16 protein-coding genes and 1 pseudogene are annotated in these 18,596 nt (G+C 31.8%); 13 read left to right on the top strand and 4 right to left on the bottom strand.

Features of this window, described 5'->3' with window-relative positions; genetic code table 11:
* The first annotated feature begins 6 nt into the window (after nt 1-6).
* From KZH69_RS17375 to KZH69_RS17320, 12 genes are all read left to right on the top strand, one after another.
* On the top strand, nt 7-396 hold the full coding sequence (locus tag KZH69_RS17375) for a hypothetical protein (RefSeq protein ID WP_219318752.1): 390 nt from the start codon (nt 7-9) through the stop codon (nt 394-396).
* 109 nt (nt 397-505) lie between these two features.
* Entirely contained in the window at nt 506-961 is a 456-nt protein-coding gene (locus KZH69_RS17370; protein WP_219318751.1) for a low affinity iron permease family protein, read from the top strand.
* 132 nt (nt 962-1,093) lie between these two features.
* The gene (locus tag KZH69_RS17365) at nt 1,094-1,279 is read left to right on the top strand and encodes a CsbD family protein (protein ID WP_219318750.1); all 186 of its coding nucleotides are present in this window, start codon (nt 1,094-1,096) and stop codon (nt 1,277-1,279) included.
* A gap of 91 nt (nt 1,280-1,370) precedes the next feature.
* Nucleotides 1,371-1,835: a sll1863 family stress response protein gene (locus KZH69_RS17360; protein ID WP_219318749.1), complete on the top strand. Its 465-nt coding sequence runs from the start codon at nt 1,371-1,373 to the stop codon at nt 1,833-1,835.
* A gap of 70 nt (nt 1,836-1,905) precedes the next feature.
* Entirely contained in the window at nt 1,906-2,061 is a 156-nt protein-coding gene (locus tag KZH69_RS17355; RefSeq protein WP_219318748.1) for a lmo0937 family membrane protein, read from the top strand.
* Nucleotides 2,062-2,083: 22 nt separating this feature from the next.
* Nucleotides 2,084-2,350 (top strand): YtxH domain-containing protein, encoded by a 267-nt coding sequence (locus KZH69_RS17350; RefSeq protein ID WP_219318747.1) that lies wholly within the window; start codon nt 2,084-2,086, stop codon nt 2,348-2,350.
* A 179-nt stretch (nt 2,351-2,529) separates the two neighbouring features.
* A complete protein-coding gene (locus KZH69_RS17345; protein ID WP_219318746.1) occupies nt 2,530-4,224 on the top strand; it encodes an Ig-like domain-containing protein in 1,695 nt (564 codons plus the stop codon).
* Between the two features lie 344 nt (nt 4,225-4,568).
* Entirely contained in the window at nt 4,569-5,045 is a 477-nt protein-coding gene (locus KZH69_RS17340) for a nuclear transport factor 2 family protein (protein ID WP_219318745.1), read from the top strand.
* The gene (locus KZH69_RS17335) at nt 5,038-5,481 is read left to right on the top strand and encodes a DUF1572 family protein (protein ID WP_219318744.1); all 444 of its coding nucleotides are present in this window, start codon (nt 5,038-5,040) and stop codon (nt 5,479-5,481) included. The genes KZH69_RS17340 and KZH69_RS17335 overlap by 8 nt, the downstream gene beginning before the upstream one ends.
* A gap of 410 nt (nt 5,482-5,891) precedes the next feature.
* Complete coding sequence (gene pflB / locus KZH69_RS17330) at nt 5,892-8,126, top strand: formate C-acetyltransferase (protein WP_219318743.1); 2,235 nt, start codon at nt 5,892-5,894, stop codon at nt 8,124-8,126.
* A 99-nt stretch (nt 8,127-8,225) separates the two neighbouring features.
* Complete coding sequence (gene pflA, locus KZH69_RS17325; RefSeq protein WP_219318742.1) at nt 8,226-9,008, top strand: pyruvate formate-lyase-activating protein; 783 nt, start codon at nt 8,226-8,228, stop codon at nt 9,006-9,008.
* A 29-nt stretch (nt 9,009-9,037) separates the two neighbouring features.
* Nucleotides 9,038-10,207, top strand: coding sequence for an OFA family MFS transporter (locus tag KZH69_RS17320; RefSeq protein WP_219318741.1), 1,170 nt, complete (start codon nt 9,038-9,040; stop codon nt 10,205-10,207).
* Nucleotides 10,208-10,282: 75 nt separating this feature from the next.
* On the opposite strand, the gene KZH69_RS17315 is transcribed toward KZH69_RS17320, so the two are convergent.
* From KZH69_RS17315 to KZH69_RS17300, 4 genes are all read right to left on the bottom strand, one after another.
* Nucleotides 10,283-11,173 (bottom strand): Ppx/GppA phosphatase family protein, encoded by an 891-nt coding sequence (locus KZH69_RS17315; RefSeq protein WP_219318740.1) that lies wholly within the window; start codon nt 11,171-11,173, stop codon nt 10,283-10,285.
* Nucleotides 11,174-11,228: 55 nt separating this feature from the next.
* Complete coding sequence (ppk1, locus tag KZH69_RS17310; protein WP_219318739.1) at nt 11,229-13,304, bottom strand: polyphosphate kinase 1; 2,076 nt, start codon at nt 13,302-13,304, stop codon at nt 11,229-11,231.
* A 6-nt stretch (nt 13,305-13,310) separates the two neighbouring features.
* On the bottom strand, nt 13,311-13,796 hold the full coding sequence (locus tag KZH69_RS17305) for a SixA phosphatase family protein (protein WP_219318738.1): 486 nt from the start codon (nt 13,794-13,796) through the stop codon (nt 13,311-13,313).
* A 381-nt stretch (nt 13,797-14,177) separates the two neighbouring features.
* Nucleotides 14,178-14,678 carry a CAP domain-containing protein gene (locus KZH69_RS17300; RefSeq protein WP_219318737.1) on the bottom strand — a complete coding sequence of 167 codons (501 nt, stop codon included), beginning with the start codon at nt 14,676-14,678 and terminating at the stop codon, nt 14,178-14,180.
* 1,937 nt (nt 14,679-16,615) lie between these two features.
* On the opposite strand from KZH69_RS17300, the pseudogene KZH69_RS17295 reads away from it, so the two are divergent.
* Nucleotides 16,616-18,596 (top strand): annotated as a pseudogene (locus KZH69_RS17295) (hypothetical protein); the annotation flags it as partial.

Here is an 18,596-nt window from a genome sequence, read left to right as displayed (position 1 = left end):
AAGAAGATGAAAACGGAAAAAAAATTAGCTATTTGGATGAATCATTCAATCGCTCACATCATAGAATTTAATGATCAATGGAATGAATTAAAAACAATTGAATCTAATTTTTCACATATTGATAAAGTAGAAAGCCTTGCAAAAAGCGAATTATTAATGCATAATAAGGAACAGCAATTACAAACTGAATTCTATAAAAAACTGGAAGAAATAATTTTGAAATATGATGATGTATTGCTCTTTGGACCTACAAATGCAAAAGCAGAACTATTCAATAAAACACAAAAAGACCATCGCTTTGTTAATACAAAAATTGTAATCAAAGAAGCGGACAAAATGAGTACAACCCAAAAAATCTTTTTTATATCAGATTATTTTGAAACCGTAAAAGCGTAAATGCTCTTTAAAAAATAAATTTAAGACAACGGGAACGTTTGTTAAAGATTTAGGATTAGCCCTACTATTAAATTGGTGGGGCTTTTATATTAGTTATAAATAAAATATCATGAACAAAATATATAGTCATACCGAAATTCTTTTCGAAAAATTAGTCTCAATCGCAACTACAATATTGGGGAATTCTATATCGTTTCTTATCGCATTAAGTTTAGTATTGTTTTGGTGGATCAATAGTTTATTTACATACAATGATGCACATCTGATTATTGGTGATATCATTTTTGGAGTTACTTTCCTGAGTTTATTCATTATCCAAAAATCGTTCAATCGTTTCTCAGCTTCCTTGCATCTCAAAATAAACGAATTAGTTTCTTCACACGAACCAGCAAGCAATTCGGTAATGAATGCAGAAATTAAAACTGAACGAGAGATCACAGAATTATCAAAAGAATATTCCGAATTAGCAGAACAAATAAATGAATTGGAAGAAGAAATAAAAGACGGATTTAATAGCGAATTGGATAAAGCTTTGGATGAGGCAGAAAACCATATCAAAGAGTAAAATTAATGATGCATAACAGTACGAAAACTGTAAATGATGTAACTCTTTGCAAAAATTTTGTAACCCTTTTATTTTCAAATCACCCCACCTTTGTAGTGTCGTGAAACTACTTTCACACTTAATAATAACAAGATGAACACAACAGAGCTAAAAGGAAATTGGGACGAACAAAAAGGGAAATTGAAACAAAAATTTGCTGCCTTAACAGATAATGATTTGTTATTTGCTGAAGGTAAAAAAGAAGAAATGATGGGTAAACTTCAAATCAAATTAGGAAAAAGCAAAGAAGAACTTCACAAAATTATTCAAGCACTTTAAAATAGTGATTGGAAGTTGTATCCATTTGATCTCTTTACGGATTTAAATGGATACAATTTTTATCAAAAGCATAACTCTAAATATAATTAATATGAAAAAATCAATTTTCACCATTGCAATTGCCTCTTTTGCAATTAGTTCAATCGTTACAAGTTGCAAACCAAATACTGAAAAAGAACAAGATGCCCAAGAGAACGTTGACAGTGCAAAAGTTGCTGTAACAGAAGCCGAAGCGGATTTGGACGAAGCCAAAAGAGCTGCTACAGCAGAAGAATGGCAACAATTTAAGGAAGATACCAATACCAAAATTGAAGAAAATAATGCTAAAATAGCCGATTTGAAATTGGAAATCAAAAAAACTGGAAATGATATCGATAAAACCTACCAAAAAAATATCGATGCTATGGAACAAAAAAATAAAGAACTTAAAATAAAAGTTGATTCATACAAAAATGATGTCAACAGTGATTGGAAATCTTTTAAAAGAGAATTCAACCATGATATGGATGAACTTGGAAATAGTCTAAAAGATTTTACAGTAAATAACAAAAATTAAATAAATACGTTATATAGTTGTGATTGTATATGATTGCAACGAATTATTAATTTTAAAAAAAACAATAATCATGAGCAACCTTCTTTACACAATCGCAGTTATACTTGTTATTTTTTGGGCAATCGGTTTCTTTGCCTATAGTGCAGGATCTATAATACATATATTGCTTGTAATCGCATTAATAGCAGTAATATTAAGAATAATTCAAGGTAGAAAAATTTTATAATTAATCATTAAAAAATTGAGATATGAAAGCAAATAAAATCGCATTAGGAGTTTTGGGCGGTATAGCCGCAGGAGCTGTTGTAGGGATATTGTTTGCCCCTGCAAAAGGAGCAGATACAAGAAAAAAAATGCTGCAAAAAGGCAATAACTTAGCCGATGAATTCAAAAGCCAACTGGAGAATTTATCAGGAACAATAAAAAACAATTATGATAAAATGTTTCATGACGGTAAAAACATAATTGCTGAAAGAAAATCAAAATTTGATGATATAATGGACATTAACAGTTAGAATTAGAAACAAACAACAAAAAAGTAAAGCCAAATTGTGTACAAAGCAATTTGGCTTTTTTTTATGGAATGTTGAAAATACAGACTGCGTATTATACAACGAATGGCTTGAATTCTGTAACAACTTTCTGAGATAATCTGCCAACCTTTGCTATATAAATAATTTAATCCAAAAAAAAAATGAATACTAAAAAACTTTTTTCGACAATTGTAATGGCTGTTGTTGTTTTGATTTCGGGATGCTCAAAGGATGATAGTGAACAAGCAACTGGTGAAGCTCCAATTGTTTCATCAGTAAATCCAGAAAATGGTACTCTAAATGTACCGCTGGACAAAACCATTTCAGTGGTTTTTAACCAAGAAATGAAAGCCTCCACCTTTGACTCATCCTCTTTTACAATAAAGGGAACAACATCAGTTGCTGGAACTGTTTCCATGATTGGAAAAATAGCATCATTTACACCAACAACTGCACTTACAGCCAATACAACATACACAGGAACCATCAGAACAACTGTGCAAAATACGTTTGGCCAAACCTTAGAAACGGATTACGTTTGGACATTTAGTACCGGAAATACATTAAATCCAATGGTAATTTCAACAGATCCTATCAATAAAGCAACTAATGTAGTTCTTAATAAAGTAGTTGCTGTAAATTTTAATATGCCAATGAATCAAACTACTATAAACACAAACTCCTTTACAATCAAACAAGGAACAACGGTTATTGCAGGAAACGTTACATATATAGGAACAACAGCTTATTTTAAACCAAGTGCTTCTTTGATGGCAAATACGCTGTACACAGTTACAATTACCACAGAAGCCAAAAACATACAAGGAACAGCATTAAGCTCTAATTATGTTTGGACGTTTACTGCAGGTGCTACAACAGCACCAACGGTTATCTCAACGGATCCTTTAGATAATGCAAAGGCAATATTGCTTGACAAATCGATTTCAGCTACTTTCAGCATTGCTATTGATCCTAAAACCATCAATGATAAAACATTTACTGTAAAAAATGGAACTGTTGCAGTGGCAGGAATTGTAACCTACACAGGCACAACGGCCACTTTTGACCCAAGTGCAAATCTTTTGCCGGGAACAATCTATACTGCAACAATTTCTGGAGCCAAAAATATGGCTGGTATAGCTTTAGCAAACGATTATGTTTGGAATTTCAGCACCAGTTCTTCATTAGTTGGTAACGTCGTAAATCTTGGATCAGCTGAGAGATTCGGTATCCTAGCAGGTGTAGGAGTAAGCAATAATTCAGGTTTTAGTGAAATAAGAAATATGGATGTAGGTATATATCCTGGTGTGCGTTCTTCGGTTACAGGATTTCCGCCTGCAATCATCGTTGAAGGCGCTATTTATGCTTCTGATGACATTGCTCCTCAAGGTATTGGAGCTATGTTAATAAAAGCAAAACAAGATTTGACAAATGCCTATCTTTTTGCCGAAGGAGCTTCAACACCTGCACCAGCAACAGTATCTGGTGATCAAGGCGGAAAAACATTGGCCCCTGGTATTTACAAATCTACATCTACCTTGTTAATACAATCTGGGGATTTAACTCTTGATGCACAAGGTGACGCTAATGCAGTTTGGATTTTCCAAGTAGCATCCGACTTCACAACTGTAGGTGGAGCTGGTGGAAATGTAATCTTAAGTGGAGGCGCTCAGGCAAAAAATATCTTTTGGCAAGTGGGTAGATCCGCAACAATTGGAAACTATACCAACTTTAAAGGAAATATATTGACATTGACTTCTATAACAATGAATTCACATGCTACACTACAAGGAAGAATGTTGGCCAGAAATGGAGCGATCGTCATGACCGATACTAACATTATCTCTAAACCATAAATATTTTAGCCCTAAAATCAGATAGCCCTAAAGTACAACTCGATAATACAAAGGATAGGTAATAAAAAAGCCTATCCTTTTTTTTGTTTTGCAATTTTAACATAAAACTATCTGGATATGCTCTCCTTGTTCCAAAAAAAATATAATGCTGGACGTGCTTTATGTTTCTATGTTTTTTTGAGAGAAAAAAAATGTTTCTAAAAAAAGAGTTCCATTAGCATCACTTACGAAAAAAAATAAAACATCCAACTTAAAAAAAAACAGGAGCCTATTTAATTTTTATAACTAAATGTAGTCTATTAGCTTAATTTAAATGACTATTTTTACTCTTAAATTTTCATAAAATGAATCCAAACGAACAATTAATATATAAATTCTATACTGCTTTCGCAAAAGCTGATACCAAAACAATGTGCGAATGTTATCACAATGATATTCAATTTCAAGATCCTGTTTTTGGTATTCTAAAAGGAGACGATGTCAATCAAATGTGGAAAATGTTAATAGAAAAAAGCAAGGGAAATATTAAAATTGAATTTTCAAACATCAAGGCCAATGAGTATTTAGGTTCAGCCAAATGGGTTGCTACCTATAACTTTAGCAAAACCAATAGAAAAGTAGTTAATGTTATTTATGCCCAATTTAAATTTCAGGATAATCTAATTATTAGGCATACCGATAATTTTGACATTTGGAAATGGTCCAAGCAAGCACTGGGGTTCAAAGGATTGCTATTGGGTTGGACAGGTTTTATGCAAAAGCAAATACATAAACAAGCTCTTTATTCTCTTGATAACTATAAAAAAAAATCAAATGATTGAAACAATAAGAACCTTGTTTAACCGTGACCTCAATAGACTGAAAATAGAAATTGAATCGTATCAAAATGAAAGTAAGATTTGGCACATCGAAAAATCAATTTCTAATTCTGCAGGGAATCTTTGTTTGCATTTAATAGGGAATCTGAATACATATATAGGTGCACAAATTGGAAATACAAATTACTTGAGGAATCGCGAGTTGGAATTCTCCAATAAAAATGTTCCGAAAGCTTTATTGCTTGCCCAAATCGAAACAACAATTCAAATAATCAATGACTCTCTAACCCTTCTAGCGGATGAGGATTTAAAAAAAGAATATCCAATTTTAGTCTTTGAAACTAAAACATCAACTGAATTTCTATTAATTCACCTAACCACCCATCTTGCCTATCATTTAGGACAAATCAATTACCATAGAAGATTACTTGATAGGTAATCTCTTTAAATTACTAACTATTGATAATCAGTATAGTGCAATTTAGATTATCAATTTATCAAAAGTGTTTAATATAAAATAATAGGTAAAAAAGGTTCCTTATCGTTATAAATACTTCAAGTTATATTTTAAATACGCGATATTTAGAATAAAATTCTAAAAAAAATATTTTTTAACAATATAAAACTTATTAAAAACATTAACTATAAATTTTCTCTATAACGTAATAGCTTCTAAGAATAATCAATAAAATATAAAATAATCAAAAAAATAATTACTTAAATTTGAATACTTTAATTATTATTCAAAAATTAATCTTAGCGCCTTTTCAATCTCAAAAATCCTTAAATTTACTAGTATAAATCAGTTTTTATAAAACAATACACGTTAACTAAATAATTTTTATTAAAATGGAAAGTACGACCGAAACACTATATTTTAAGCCAGGCAATTGGAATAATGCAATTGATGTTTATGATTTCGTTTTGCAAAATATTACACCTTATGAAGGAGATCAAAGCTTTTTAGTAGGACCTTCTGAGAAAACTAAAACACTCTGGGATGTTTGTAAAGACTCTTTACTTCAGGAGCGAAAAAATAACGGTTGTTTATCAATTGACACTAATGTAATTTCAAACATAACCTCTTTTGGACCAGGATATATTAATAAAGAAAACGAAGTCATTGTAGGTTTACAAACCGATATGCTTTTAAAAAGAGCCATGAAGCCCTTTGGAGGTATTAAATTGGTGGAATCAGCAGTAGCTGAAAGAGGATTGAAAGTTTCTGATGAAGTAGTGAAAATTTTCAATTATGCCAAGGATCATAACCAAGCCGTTTTTAGTGCTTATGATAGCGAAATTAGGGCCTATCGTTCTAAACATTTATTAACCGGATTACCTGATAATTATGCTAGAGGTAGAATTATTGGTGACTTTAGAAGGATTGCACTTTATGGTATCGATAGATTAATCGAAGCAAAAAAAGCTGATTTTGCAGCTGTTGCAGGTGAAATGACAGATCATAAAGTACGTTTGAGAGAAGAAATTTCAGAGCAAGTCAAAGCATTGCAAGACATGAAAATCATGGCCAATTCTTATGGTATTGACATTGCTGTCCCTGCTTCCAACGCACAAGAAGCGGTACAATTTACATACTTAGCTTATTTAAGTGCTGTTAAGGAACAAGACGGAGCTGCAATGTCTCTTGGAAATGTGTCTTCTTTCTTGGATATTTATATTGAAAATGATTTGAAATCAGGTTTAATAACTGAAGAAGAAGCACAAGAATTTATCGATCAGTTTGTGATGAAACTTCGTTTAGTACGTCATTTAAGACCAGGCGCTTATGATGAAATTTTTGGTGGAGATCCAACTTGGGTTACCGAAGCCATTGGTGGTCAGCTTAATGATGGAAGAACCAAGGTAACCAAAACTTCTTTTAGATTCTTGCAAACACTTTATAATTTAGGAGCCTCACCAGAACCGAACTTAACTATTTTATGGTCTAAAAATTTACCACAAGGATTTAAAGATTTTTGTGCTCAAGTTTCTATCGATACTTCATCGCTTCAATATGAAAATGATGATTTGATGCGTACCAACAGAGGTTCTGATGATTATGGAATTGCTTGTTGTGTTTCATATCAAAAAATAGGGAAAACTATTCAGCATTTTGGAGCACGTGCCAATTTACCAAAAGCCTTACTAATGGCCTTAAATGGTGGTAGAGAAGAAGATAAAGGATCTGTTGTCATTAGAAACATTCCTCAAATGGAAGATGGTATCCTAAACTATGATTCTGTAATGAATATGTTCAAAATAACTTTGGCCGAAGTAGCAAGAGTATATGCAAAATCAATGTACATTATTCATTATATGCATGATAAATACTATTATGAAAGAGCTCAGATGGCTTTAATTGATAGTGACCCAAACATCGACATTGCTTATGGTGCAGCAGGAATTTCTATCATTGCCGATTCCCTTTCAGCGATTAAATATGCCAAAGTAACTCCTGTAAGAAATGATATCGGATTAACTGTAGATTTTAATATTGAAGGCGATTTTCCAAAATTCGGAAATGATGATGACAGAGTTGACAGCATAGCCAAAGAAATTACGACTATTTTTATTGATGAATTAAGAAAACATATGGCTTACAAAAATGCCACTCCTACTCTATCTTTATTAACTATTACATCCAATGTGATGTATGGATCCAATACAGGTTCTACGCCAGATGGTCGTAAAGGTGGTGAACCTTTTGCTCCAGGAGCCAATCCTATGCATGGTAGAGATGTAAATGGTGCTATTGCTTCCTTAAATTCCGTAAGCAAATTGAATTATGAGGATGCTCAAGATGGTATATCCTATACCTTTACGATGGTGCCAAAATCTTTGGGTTCTGATAAAGAAGAGCAGGTTTCTAATTTGACAACCATATTAGACAGCTACTTTGACCGAAATGCACACCACTTGAATGTGAATGTATTGGATAAAGAAACGTTAATGGATGCTTACAATCATCCCGAAAATTACCCTCAATTGACCATCCGGGTTTCTGGTTATGCTGTAAACTTTGTTCGATTGTCCAGAGCACACCAACTAGAAGTTATTACCAGAACTTTCCATGATGCTATGTAAATTATTAAAAACTATAATTTTGAATTAAACCATTAACCTGTCTAAAAAAACTACATTCAGTTTAATTTTTAGACAGGTTTTTTTAATCTTTTCATTCATATGTATTTTCCGCAACAAGAATATATTGACGATTCAATAGATGCAAACAATCCAGACTTATTGAGAATTCATTCCATTGAAACCTTAGGAACACATGATGGTCCTGGAATTCGAATGGTTGTTTTTGTTCAAGGGTGCCAGTTCAGATGTTTGTATTGTCAAAATCCCGATACTTTGGATATTCATGGTGGTACTTTTATTTCAATTGAAGAACTAATTGAGAAAGCATTGCATCAAAAATCTTATTTTAGTAAAAAAGGAGGTGTCACTGTCTCTGGTGGAGAACCTTTATTACAGCGTGAAAAATTAATTCACTTTTTTGATCGATTACATGAAAATGGAATTCATACCTGTTTGGATTCAAATGGTAGAGTTTTAGATTCAAAGACAGAACAACTACTAGAACGAACAGATTTATTGCTTTTGGATGTCAAACACATCAATAAAGATTGGCATAAAAAATTAACGGGTTTAAAAAACAAGACTACATTACGCGTAGCAGAATATCGAGAAAGTACTGGAAAACCAATGTGGTTACGCTATGTATTGGTTCCAGGTTGGAGCGACCAAGAAGAATATCTGCATGAATGGGGGCAACATTTCACATCGTATAAAACTGTAGAAAGAGTTGAAATCATCCCATTTCATCAAATGGGAAAGCACAAATGGGAAATTTTAGGTTTAGAATATCAATTAGCTGATACGCTTCCGCCTACCGCAGAAGAAGTAAACAAAGCTGCCGAAATATTCAGACTTTATTTCAAAAATGTAAAAATCAAATAAGGTCTTTATAACTTTACAATATTACAATCATGTCAAAAAATAAATATTTGATCGTATTGGCAGGTATGATTATGCAACTGTCAATTGGGTCGATTTATGCTTATAGCAAATGGATAGAACCCTTATCAAAGGAATTAAACTGGGATGCTCACGATACCAAAACAGGATTTAGTTTAGCTATTTGCTTTTTAGGATTAACGGCCGCTTTTATGGGTAAATTTACGCAAAAAATTGGTCCAACAAAAGCGGGACTAATAGCCGCACTATTTTTAACGATCGGATTGCTAGGTAGTGCCTTGGCCGTCAAAATGAGTTCTATCTATTTGTTCTATTTAACTTTTGGCGTTTTACAAGGTGTTGGATTAGGTTTTGGATACATTGTACCTGTTTATACTGTTGTAAAATGGTTTCCTGATCGTCCAGGATTGGCTTCTGGTATTATCATTATGTCATTTGCATTGGGTTCTTTATTTGCCTCTTTTTTAATTGGACCTTTGTATACTTCGTTAGGATTGTCTGGCGCATTCTTAACTCTCGGAATTTGTTATGGAATTTGCATGCTTTTGAGTGCATTGTATTTATCCAATCCTTTGATTACCGATGCCTCACAAAACATTCATGTTGATTTGACTCCAAAAGAAATTATAACCGACAAACGTTTCATTGCACTATGGCTATTGTTGTTCTTGAATGTATGTGGAGGAATTGCCATAATCTCTAAAGCGGCAATTTTAGGAGAAGAAGTCGTAGGAATGAGTACAACACAAGCTACAATGTTTGTAGCTATCATCGGTTTGTTCAATGGATTGGGACGTTTGTTCTGGTCAAGTATTTCAGATAAAATTGGCTGCTGGAGAACTTTTATGATCTTTATCGGGATAAACGCTGTCTGTTTCGCTTTAATACCGACTTTTTCAACCAATCAAACCTCATTTCAAACCTTAACTTTTATTATTATTGCAGGATATGGTGCTGGTTTCGCAACAATGCCTTCCTTTGTAAAGAATATTTTTGGAAATGAAAAATACGGACAAGTACTTGGTTACACATTGACTGCTTGGTCAGCCGCAGCTTTTGTTGGCCCCCTATTATTGGGCTTAAGCACTGAAATCACTATTTTCTATCTTTTTGCCATATTACTTGTTATCGGTTTATTTGTTGGATTATGGCTTAAAGGATTGCTATTGAAACTTGCTTAATGGTATGGTATTAAAAACAAAAAAAGCAGACTATACTGAACTGCTTTTTTTGTTTGCTTTTTTATCAATATTTAACTACACTTTTCCATAATACATTGCTTTTACTATACCATCTGAAAGCCCTATTTTCGGGACATAAATTTGTCTGGCTCCACTCCATTTCATTGCATTGAGATAAATTCGGGTTGCTGGAACAATTACGTCTGCTCGATCTGGATTTAAACCTAATTGAGAAATTCTTTGTTCATAAGAAAGTGAACTTAAATAAGCATATTGAGCATTCATATAAATGTATGACAAAGGTTTTTCCTGAACTTTTCCGGACATTTTGAATAATTTATTAATATTTCCACCAGATCCTATTAAAGTAACTTCTTCATAATCGGCGGTATTATGTTTAATCCATTTTTCAATTTCATCCCAAACTACATCACAAACCATTTCATTTAGCAATCGAACAGTTCCTGCTTTGAAAGATCTTGAATTCACCATTTTTCCGTTAGAAAAGAGTGTAAATTCAGTACTTCCACCACCAACATCTACAAACAAATAAGTTTCATCCGTTTTTAATAAATGATGTAAGTCCGTAGAAGCTATTATGGCTGCTTCTTTTTTACCGTCAATAATTTCTATTTTAATATCGGCTTTCTTTTTTATTAAGGCTACTACTTCTTTTGCATTATAAGCTTCTCGCATGGCAGAGGTGGCAAATGCCATATATCGTTCTACTTTATGCACTTTCATCAACAAATTAAAAGCTTTCATGGCATCAATCATTCGCTCAATATTCTCAGGAGAGATTTCCCCAACAGTAAAAGCGTCTTGCCCCAAACGAATTGGAACACGAACTAATGAGCTTTTATTAAATTGGGTTTCTTTACCTTCTTCTTCCACTATATTGGTAATTAATAAACGCATGGCATTCGATCCAATATCAATAGCAGCATATTTTTTAATTTTAATCATATTCTCTAGGATGCGATTTATGTTTTAGAATTTAATTCTAATCTTAGCGTTTTTTTTAAATTTCTTTTAACTCACCAATCAGTTCAACCTTTCTCTGATAATACTTATAGGTTTCCAGTTGGGCTCTAAAAATTGGATTATTGTTTCTTATTCTATATTTATTATCTAATTTATACGAATGATATCGAGCCTTTACATTTCCTTTCCAACCGATATCAAAATTATCAATCAATTCATTTTTTATTTCCTGATCATATATTGGGCATGTTACTTCTACTCTTGCGTCAATGTTTCTGGTCATGAAATCCGCCGAGGAAATATAAACTTCAGTAAATCCGGCATTACCAAAAATATAAACTCTTGAATGCTCCAAATAGTTATCTACTATACTGATTGCTTCAATATTTTCACTCAATCCTTTCACTCCAGGAATCAATGAACAAATACCTCTTACTTCCAACTGAATCTTTACTCCAGCCTTACTAGCTTCATATAATTTATCAATCATATCCAAATCTGACAAACTATTCATTTTTAATTTCATATAGGTCTTTCGGCCTGCTATAGCATGCGCAATTTCTCGATCGATCATTTTCACAAAACGATGTCTTGTGTATTGGGGAGAAACAATTAGATGCTTGTAACGTTGCACTTTATAATTAATGTCAAAAAAATCAAATATTTTTGAAATGTCTTTTAATATTTGAGGATGACACGTAAAAAGGGTAACATCAGTATAAATCTTGGCAGTCGATTCATTAAAGTTTCCTGTCGAAATAAAGCCGTATCTTTTTATTTTATTTTTTTCCAATCTTTCGATTACACAAACTTTACTATGAACTTTCAATCCTTTAATACCAAATATCAATTGGATTCCTTCGGTTTGCATTTGTTCTGAATAAGAAATATTGGAAGCTTCATCAAATCTTGCTTGCAATTCTATTTGAACGATTACTTTTTTTCCGTTTTTGGCAGCATTAATTAAAGAGCTAATAATTTGAGAATTTTTGGCTAATCGATATAAAGTTATTTTTATTGAGGTCACTTTAGGATCTAAAGCTGCTTCACGCAAAAATTTTATTAAGTAAGCAAAGGATTGATAAGGAGCATTCAACAAATAATCCTTTTCGGCAATTTTTTCTAAAATACTGCCTTCAAGACTCAATCCGGGAATTGGGAGTGGATCATTTTTTTTATACAATAAATCAAATCTACCCAAATTAGGAAAATCCATATAATCTCTCCTATTATGGTATCTTCCTCCTGGGATAATACTATCTGTAGAATCAATATTCATTTTGTCTAGAAAAAATTTGAGGGTATCCTTATCTATCTCTTGATCGTAAATAAAACGAACAGGCTCCCCTATTCTTCTATCCTTAACACTGGATGATATTTTTTCAAGCATGCTTTTACTTAAATCACTATCAATGTCTAATTGAGCATCTCTGGTAATTTTAATCATATGCGCCGAAACACTTTCATAATTAAATATATTAAAAATACTACTCAAATGTAACCTTATCACATCATCAATTAAAATGACATATTGTTTTTCATTACTCGAAGGAAGTACCACAAAACGATTGACCATTTTTGGCATTTCTATAATGGCATAACGTACTTCCAAGTTTGTTTTCATTACCAATTTTACAGCCAAATATCCCAATGAATCTTTTAGAACAGGAAATTCTGCTAAGTCATTTAATATAATGGTAACAAGTTCCGGGCTTAACTTTTGTATAAAAAATTCTTTTAAAAAAACTTCTTGCTCCTTATTAATATCATTTTCATGAATAATAAAAATATTTTCAGTTTCTAATTGTTCTTCTATATTACTCAGAATTCTTAAACTTTCGGATTGCTGTTGAATAACAATTCCTGTTATATCTTTGATTAATTGTTGTGCAGATACACCTCCAAAATATTTTTCGCCCGAAATACCACTCAAACTTAATCGTCTGATTGCAGCAAATCGAACTCTGAAAAATTCATCTAAATTATTAGAAAATATTCCTAAAAACCTTAACCTGTCTAATAATGGAACTGAATCATCTGCTGCTTCTTGTAGTACTCTGGCATTAAAAGCCAACCAGCTTTTCTCTCTATCAATATATTTATGTTCAAACACTTTTTTTTATTTTAGATCTCTGGGGAATAGTATTTTTTTTGTCTTGCCTTTACTAATAGTGTCCCAACTGTCGTTATTAAATTCTATATGAACAAAACCAGCGGTTGGTACATTATCAATGTAAACATCTCCAAATTTATTAACAAAATTTGTAATAGCCTCGTTATGTCCGAATATAATTATACTATCATAACCATTACTATATGATTTAATAACTTTTTCTAATTTTCTTTCATCAAAAGTATACAGCTCATCCTTATAAATAATGCTCTCTAACGGAAAATTTATATTTTGTGCAAAAATCATAGCCGTCTCTACAGCTCTCTCAGCGGTACTGCTCCAAACACTAAAGGTTTTAGGTAAAGCTTTAGTGATATGAGAAGAAACTAAATGAGCACTTTGCATTCCTTGTGAAGTGAGCGGTCGGTCTTTGTCGTGTAAAGGAGCTTCCCAACTAGACTTTGCATGCCGAATTAAAATTAGATTTTTCATACATCACTACTATTAATTTTATAATAAAACTCCTCAATCAATTTAATAAAAAAGAAATTCCAGAAATAAATGATTCTGTTTAGATTATTATTCAACAAATAAAATTTGAATTTAAAAACTTAGAGAGTAACAATTTACAAAAAAAAAGTATAAAATCCTTGTTTTAATTTTTCATTTAAAGTTAATCGTTGATTATCTAATTAAAACTTCACATTATTTAATTTAGGCAATAACATGAGAAAATGTTTTGATGTTCTCTTTTTAATTAAGTGCTAATAAATTAAGACTAGAATCCTTTTTTTTTAATTCTAGAAAAAATATTTAAAAAAAAAAGCTGTCAATAAATGACAGCTTCATTAGAATAGTATAAACAAACAAAATTTAAATTTTTACAAAAATATTAGTATAATATTTTCTTCCGTTAACAGGATTCTCCCTGATTGCCAATCCAAAATGCGTGAAATTTCCTTCTATATTTTGTCTGTGATCTGGACTATTCATCCAGGCATCAAAAGCACCTTTTGCAGTAGTATAATTGTAAGCGATATTTTCACTCACTCTTGAAGCCCCCAAAGCTTTTATTATATTTTCTGAACGAGCCACAAAATCATCATGATTGACAACATTGTTTGCAATCATATATTCATCATGCTCTTCAGACTTATAAGAAACATGATTTATTTTTTCCAAAGCGTTTAATCCAATACTTACTCTATGACTATTTATTAAAGCCATAGTTTCTAATTCTAACGGACTATAATCATAAACTTTAACTATTGGCAATATCGCCTCAGTGTCGCTTGAATTATCTTCAGATGTACATGCTGTAAAAATCATTAGAAAAAAACCAATTACTAGAAATCGAAGAAGTTTTGCATTCATGATGTTAATAGATTAAAGTTAATATTCGCTGCAAAAAACTTTAAATATTTAATGAATTAATGTTTTATTAATTACACATCAAAATAACAACTTATTCGTTTAAAAGTCAAAAATAATCGACGAAATACATTAAATATATATTTACATATATAAAAAACCTATATAAATAACTTAAGAATACTAAAATTATAATTGGAGAAAAATTACAACTAATTATTCAATAGCGACCGAAATAAACTTTTATTAAAGTTTAAAACTTTACATCATTGCAGAAGTTATTTATTCTATAAAATTAAGATCATAGAAGAATTTTTTTTTAACAGAACTTTAAATATGAGTTAACATAAACTTTTTTTTTAAAACAAGCCTTTTAATATTCAAAATAGTTGAATTTAGATATAATTAGATTGAGAGCAAAAACATTAATTACTGACTATATGAATCATCATTTATCTGAAACTACCAATCATCAGCAATAAATATTAAGCAACAAATAATATATATCATTAAATTATTCATAACATATATCTTTTTTTTTGCAAGACTCTAAAACATAATTAGCATTTTAATTAAATCGGTAACTTCATAAAAAGCGGAAGATCTTTGTGAACAAGATTTTTTTTTTCAGGTAATTTACTTATATTTTAGACTTTTCAACGAGTATTTAGGTTTTTCAAAGACAATCATATTGAATTATAAACTTTCTTACTAAATTTGATATGTAAATTTTATTAGTTTTTTACCCCCAAATAAAAGTTAAGTAAAAACACAAATTGATCGACACTTTTTAGTGCTTAATTTGTAATATTTTGAATCATTTCCCAAATCTGAATCAAAATAGGATTGAAAAAACTTACTACTATTCGATGATAACTGAAATCATTTTTCAGTTTAGAATTTAGACAGAACAAAAATTTAATTTGATTTAATTCCCAAATCTGAATCAATTTAAATTAAAAAAACCTACATCTTTTAATGACAAAAAAGGTCAATCATTGGTTATCAATGTAGACAAAACAAAAATTTTAATTTGATTTAATTCCCAAATCTGAATCAAATTAAAATAAAAGACCTACTTCATTTAATGATAACTGATGTCAATCATTGGATATCAATTTACTCTAAACAAAATTTTAATTTGATTTAATTCCCAAATCTGAATCAATCAAAAATAAAAAACCTACATCATTTAATTATAACTGATGTCAATCATTGGTTATCAATTTAGACAAAACAAATTTTAATTTGATTTAATTCCCAAATCTGAATCAATCAAAAATAAAAAACCTACATCATTTAATTATAACTGATGTCAATCATTGGTTATCAATTTAGACAAAACAATTTTTAATTTGATTTAATTCCCAAATCTGAATCAAAAATTGTCTTTTAAACCAAATGCAAGAATTTACTAAACTATAATTTTATAAAACCGTCAACTGAATATTTTGTAAAAGTAACCCTAGTTATTAAACTTTCAAATAAAGTTATTCCGTAATAAAAAATCAATAATATGAAACCTAAAACTACTCTAAACCTATTAAAAGATTTTTTTTCGAATACAATTCAAAAAAAAATACTGTTTTTATCCTCCTTTTTTGATAAAAAGGTATGGTCGATCCCTTTTAAAATTTCTCATATCCCTTTATTAGTATTTAATTCATCCATTTCATTTGCTGAATCTGTTCTATTTGTAACTATATCTAAAATAGAAAAAAATAGAAAAAGAAAAAGTGCACCTCCTGAAAAAAGATACTATTACACTATGTACATTCCAAATTATTGAATGTCTAATGCTACATCTTTTGAGTTCCCAATTGTAATTACTGTCAAGTGAGTACTCATTTTATATGCTTCAATAGTAAATCCAATATAGAATAATTACTAAGAATCTCTTCTCATAATGTTATAGGTCATTCACCTTAAAATAATTAAAAATGAAAACAATTTTTACTCATTCAGCTAAATTAGTTGCGCTTTTAATCTTTAGTTTTTTTAGTTTTTTTATGTCTGTTGCACAAACAGCACCTGTTATTTTTCCATATAATGGTTTTGGTATTGATGGCGACCTCAAGGCTAATACACCAAGTCTAGGCATTGGTGACTGGATTTCTGGCAGTGGTGGATCGGGTGAGTACGTATTTAACCTTGATGGAACCGCAGTAAACACAGCCACAACTTATAAGTTTACGGATTTATATGATACCACTAGTGATAACATCTTTACAGGTGGAGGAAAATTCAACGATAACCCAACAACTCAATGGTCTTGGACCAATAATAAAGCTGGGGGAAAAGGGGATATAAATAATGTTTTAATTCATTTAGGAGTTGACATAAGTAACAATCAATGGTTAATTATTGCAAGTGATCGATTAGAGACAACAGGAACGAGTTATATTGATTTTGAATTTTTTCAACATACATTAACTGCAAATGCTGGTGGAACCTTTAATTTAACTGGTGGTAGAACTATTGGTGATATTTTGCTTTCCGTTGAATATTCCAACGGTGGGAGTACCGCAATTGTTCAATTTTACACATGGAATGGTAGTGACTATATATTGGTGACAAACTCTTCCACTAATGCTTTTGGAAAGACTAACATTGGGGTAGTAGACACAATGACTGGTTCTGCATTTGGCACAAGTCAATATACTACTTCTCAATTTATTGAAGCCGCAATAAATATAAGTGCATTTTTCTCCGTAAATAATCCTTGTGAAGGAGCTCAATTTGGTTCTGTTTTAATTAAAACCAAATCTTCTGCTGCACCATCAGCATCATTAGATGATTTTGCGGGTCCATATCCTGTGAAATTAGTTTTAGGTACTGCGAGTATTAGTTATGGGGACGGTAATTTCTGCAAAAATGAAGGAACTGTAGATGTAACCTTAGATGGAGTAACAGGCGGAACATTTTCTGGTCCAGCTGGTTTAAGCATTAACCCAACAAGTGGAAAAATTGATATTGCTGCTAGTACATCTGGAAGTTATATAGTAACTTATTCATTTACCACCGGAGGCTGTCCAAAATCAGTTACTACACCTATAAACATCAATGCTTTACCTCAAGCTTTAATTGGTTCCGTTATAGATGTAAGTTGCAAAAGTGGAACTAATGGTTCGGCAATTGCGTCTGCAACGGGTGGAACTCCAACTTACTCATACAGCTGGAACACAACTCCTGTTCAAAATACCGCAACTGCATCGGGATTAACTGCTGGAAACTATACCGTAACAGTTACAGACTCTAAAGGGTGTAACGATACGGAACAAATCACTATAGCTGAACCTACAAATGCACTATTGGCCGCGATTAACTCAAAAGTGGACGTGAATTGTAAAGGTGATGCCACGGGATCTGCAACAGCTTCCGCAACTGGAGGTACTGCGGGATATACCTATAGCTGGAACACAACTCCTGTTCAAAATACCGCAACTGCATCAGGATTAACTGCTGGAAACTATACCGTAACAGTTACAGACTCTAAAGGGTGTACCGATACGGAACAAATCACTATAGCTGAACCTACAAATGCACTATTGGCTGCGATTAACTCAAAAGTGGACGTGAATTGTAAAAGTGATGCCACGGGATCTGCAACAGCTTCCGCAACTGGAGGTACTGCGGGATATACCTATAGCTGGAACACAACTCCTGTTCAAAATACCGCGATTGCATCGGGATTAACTGCTGGAAACTATACCGTAACAGTTACAGACTCTAAAGGGTGTACCGATACGGAACAAATCACTATAGCTGAACCTCAAGATGTTTTATCTTGTTCAGTGATTCAAGACAAAGCCGTTACTGCCAATGGATTAAGCGATGGTCAAGCCACTGTCACTCCTCTTGGTGGAAATGCAGGTTATACCTACCTATGGGATAATGGAGAAACTACTGCAAAAGCGGTGG

It is taken from the genome of Flavobacterium taihuense (assembly GCF_019351435.1).
Taxonomy (GTDB): Bacteria; Bacteroidota; Bacteroidia; order Flavobacteriales; family Flavobacteriaceae; genus Flavobacterium; species Flavobacterium taihuense.
The sequence above is the reverse complement of the archived record's forward strand: the minus strand, read 5'-3'. Positions and strand labels throughout refer to the sequence as shown.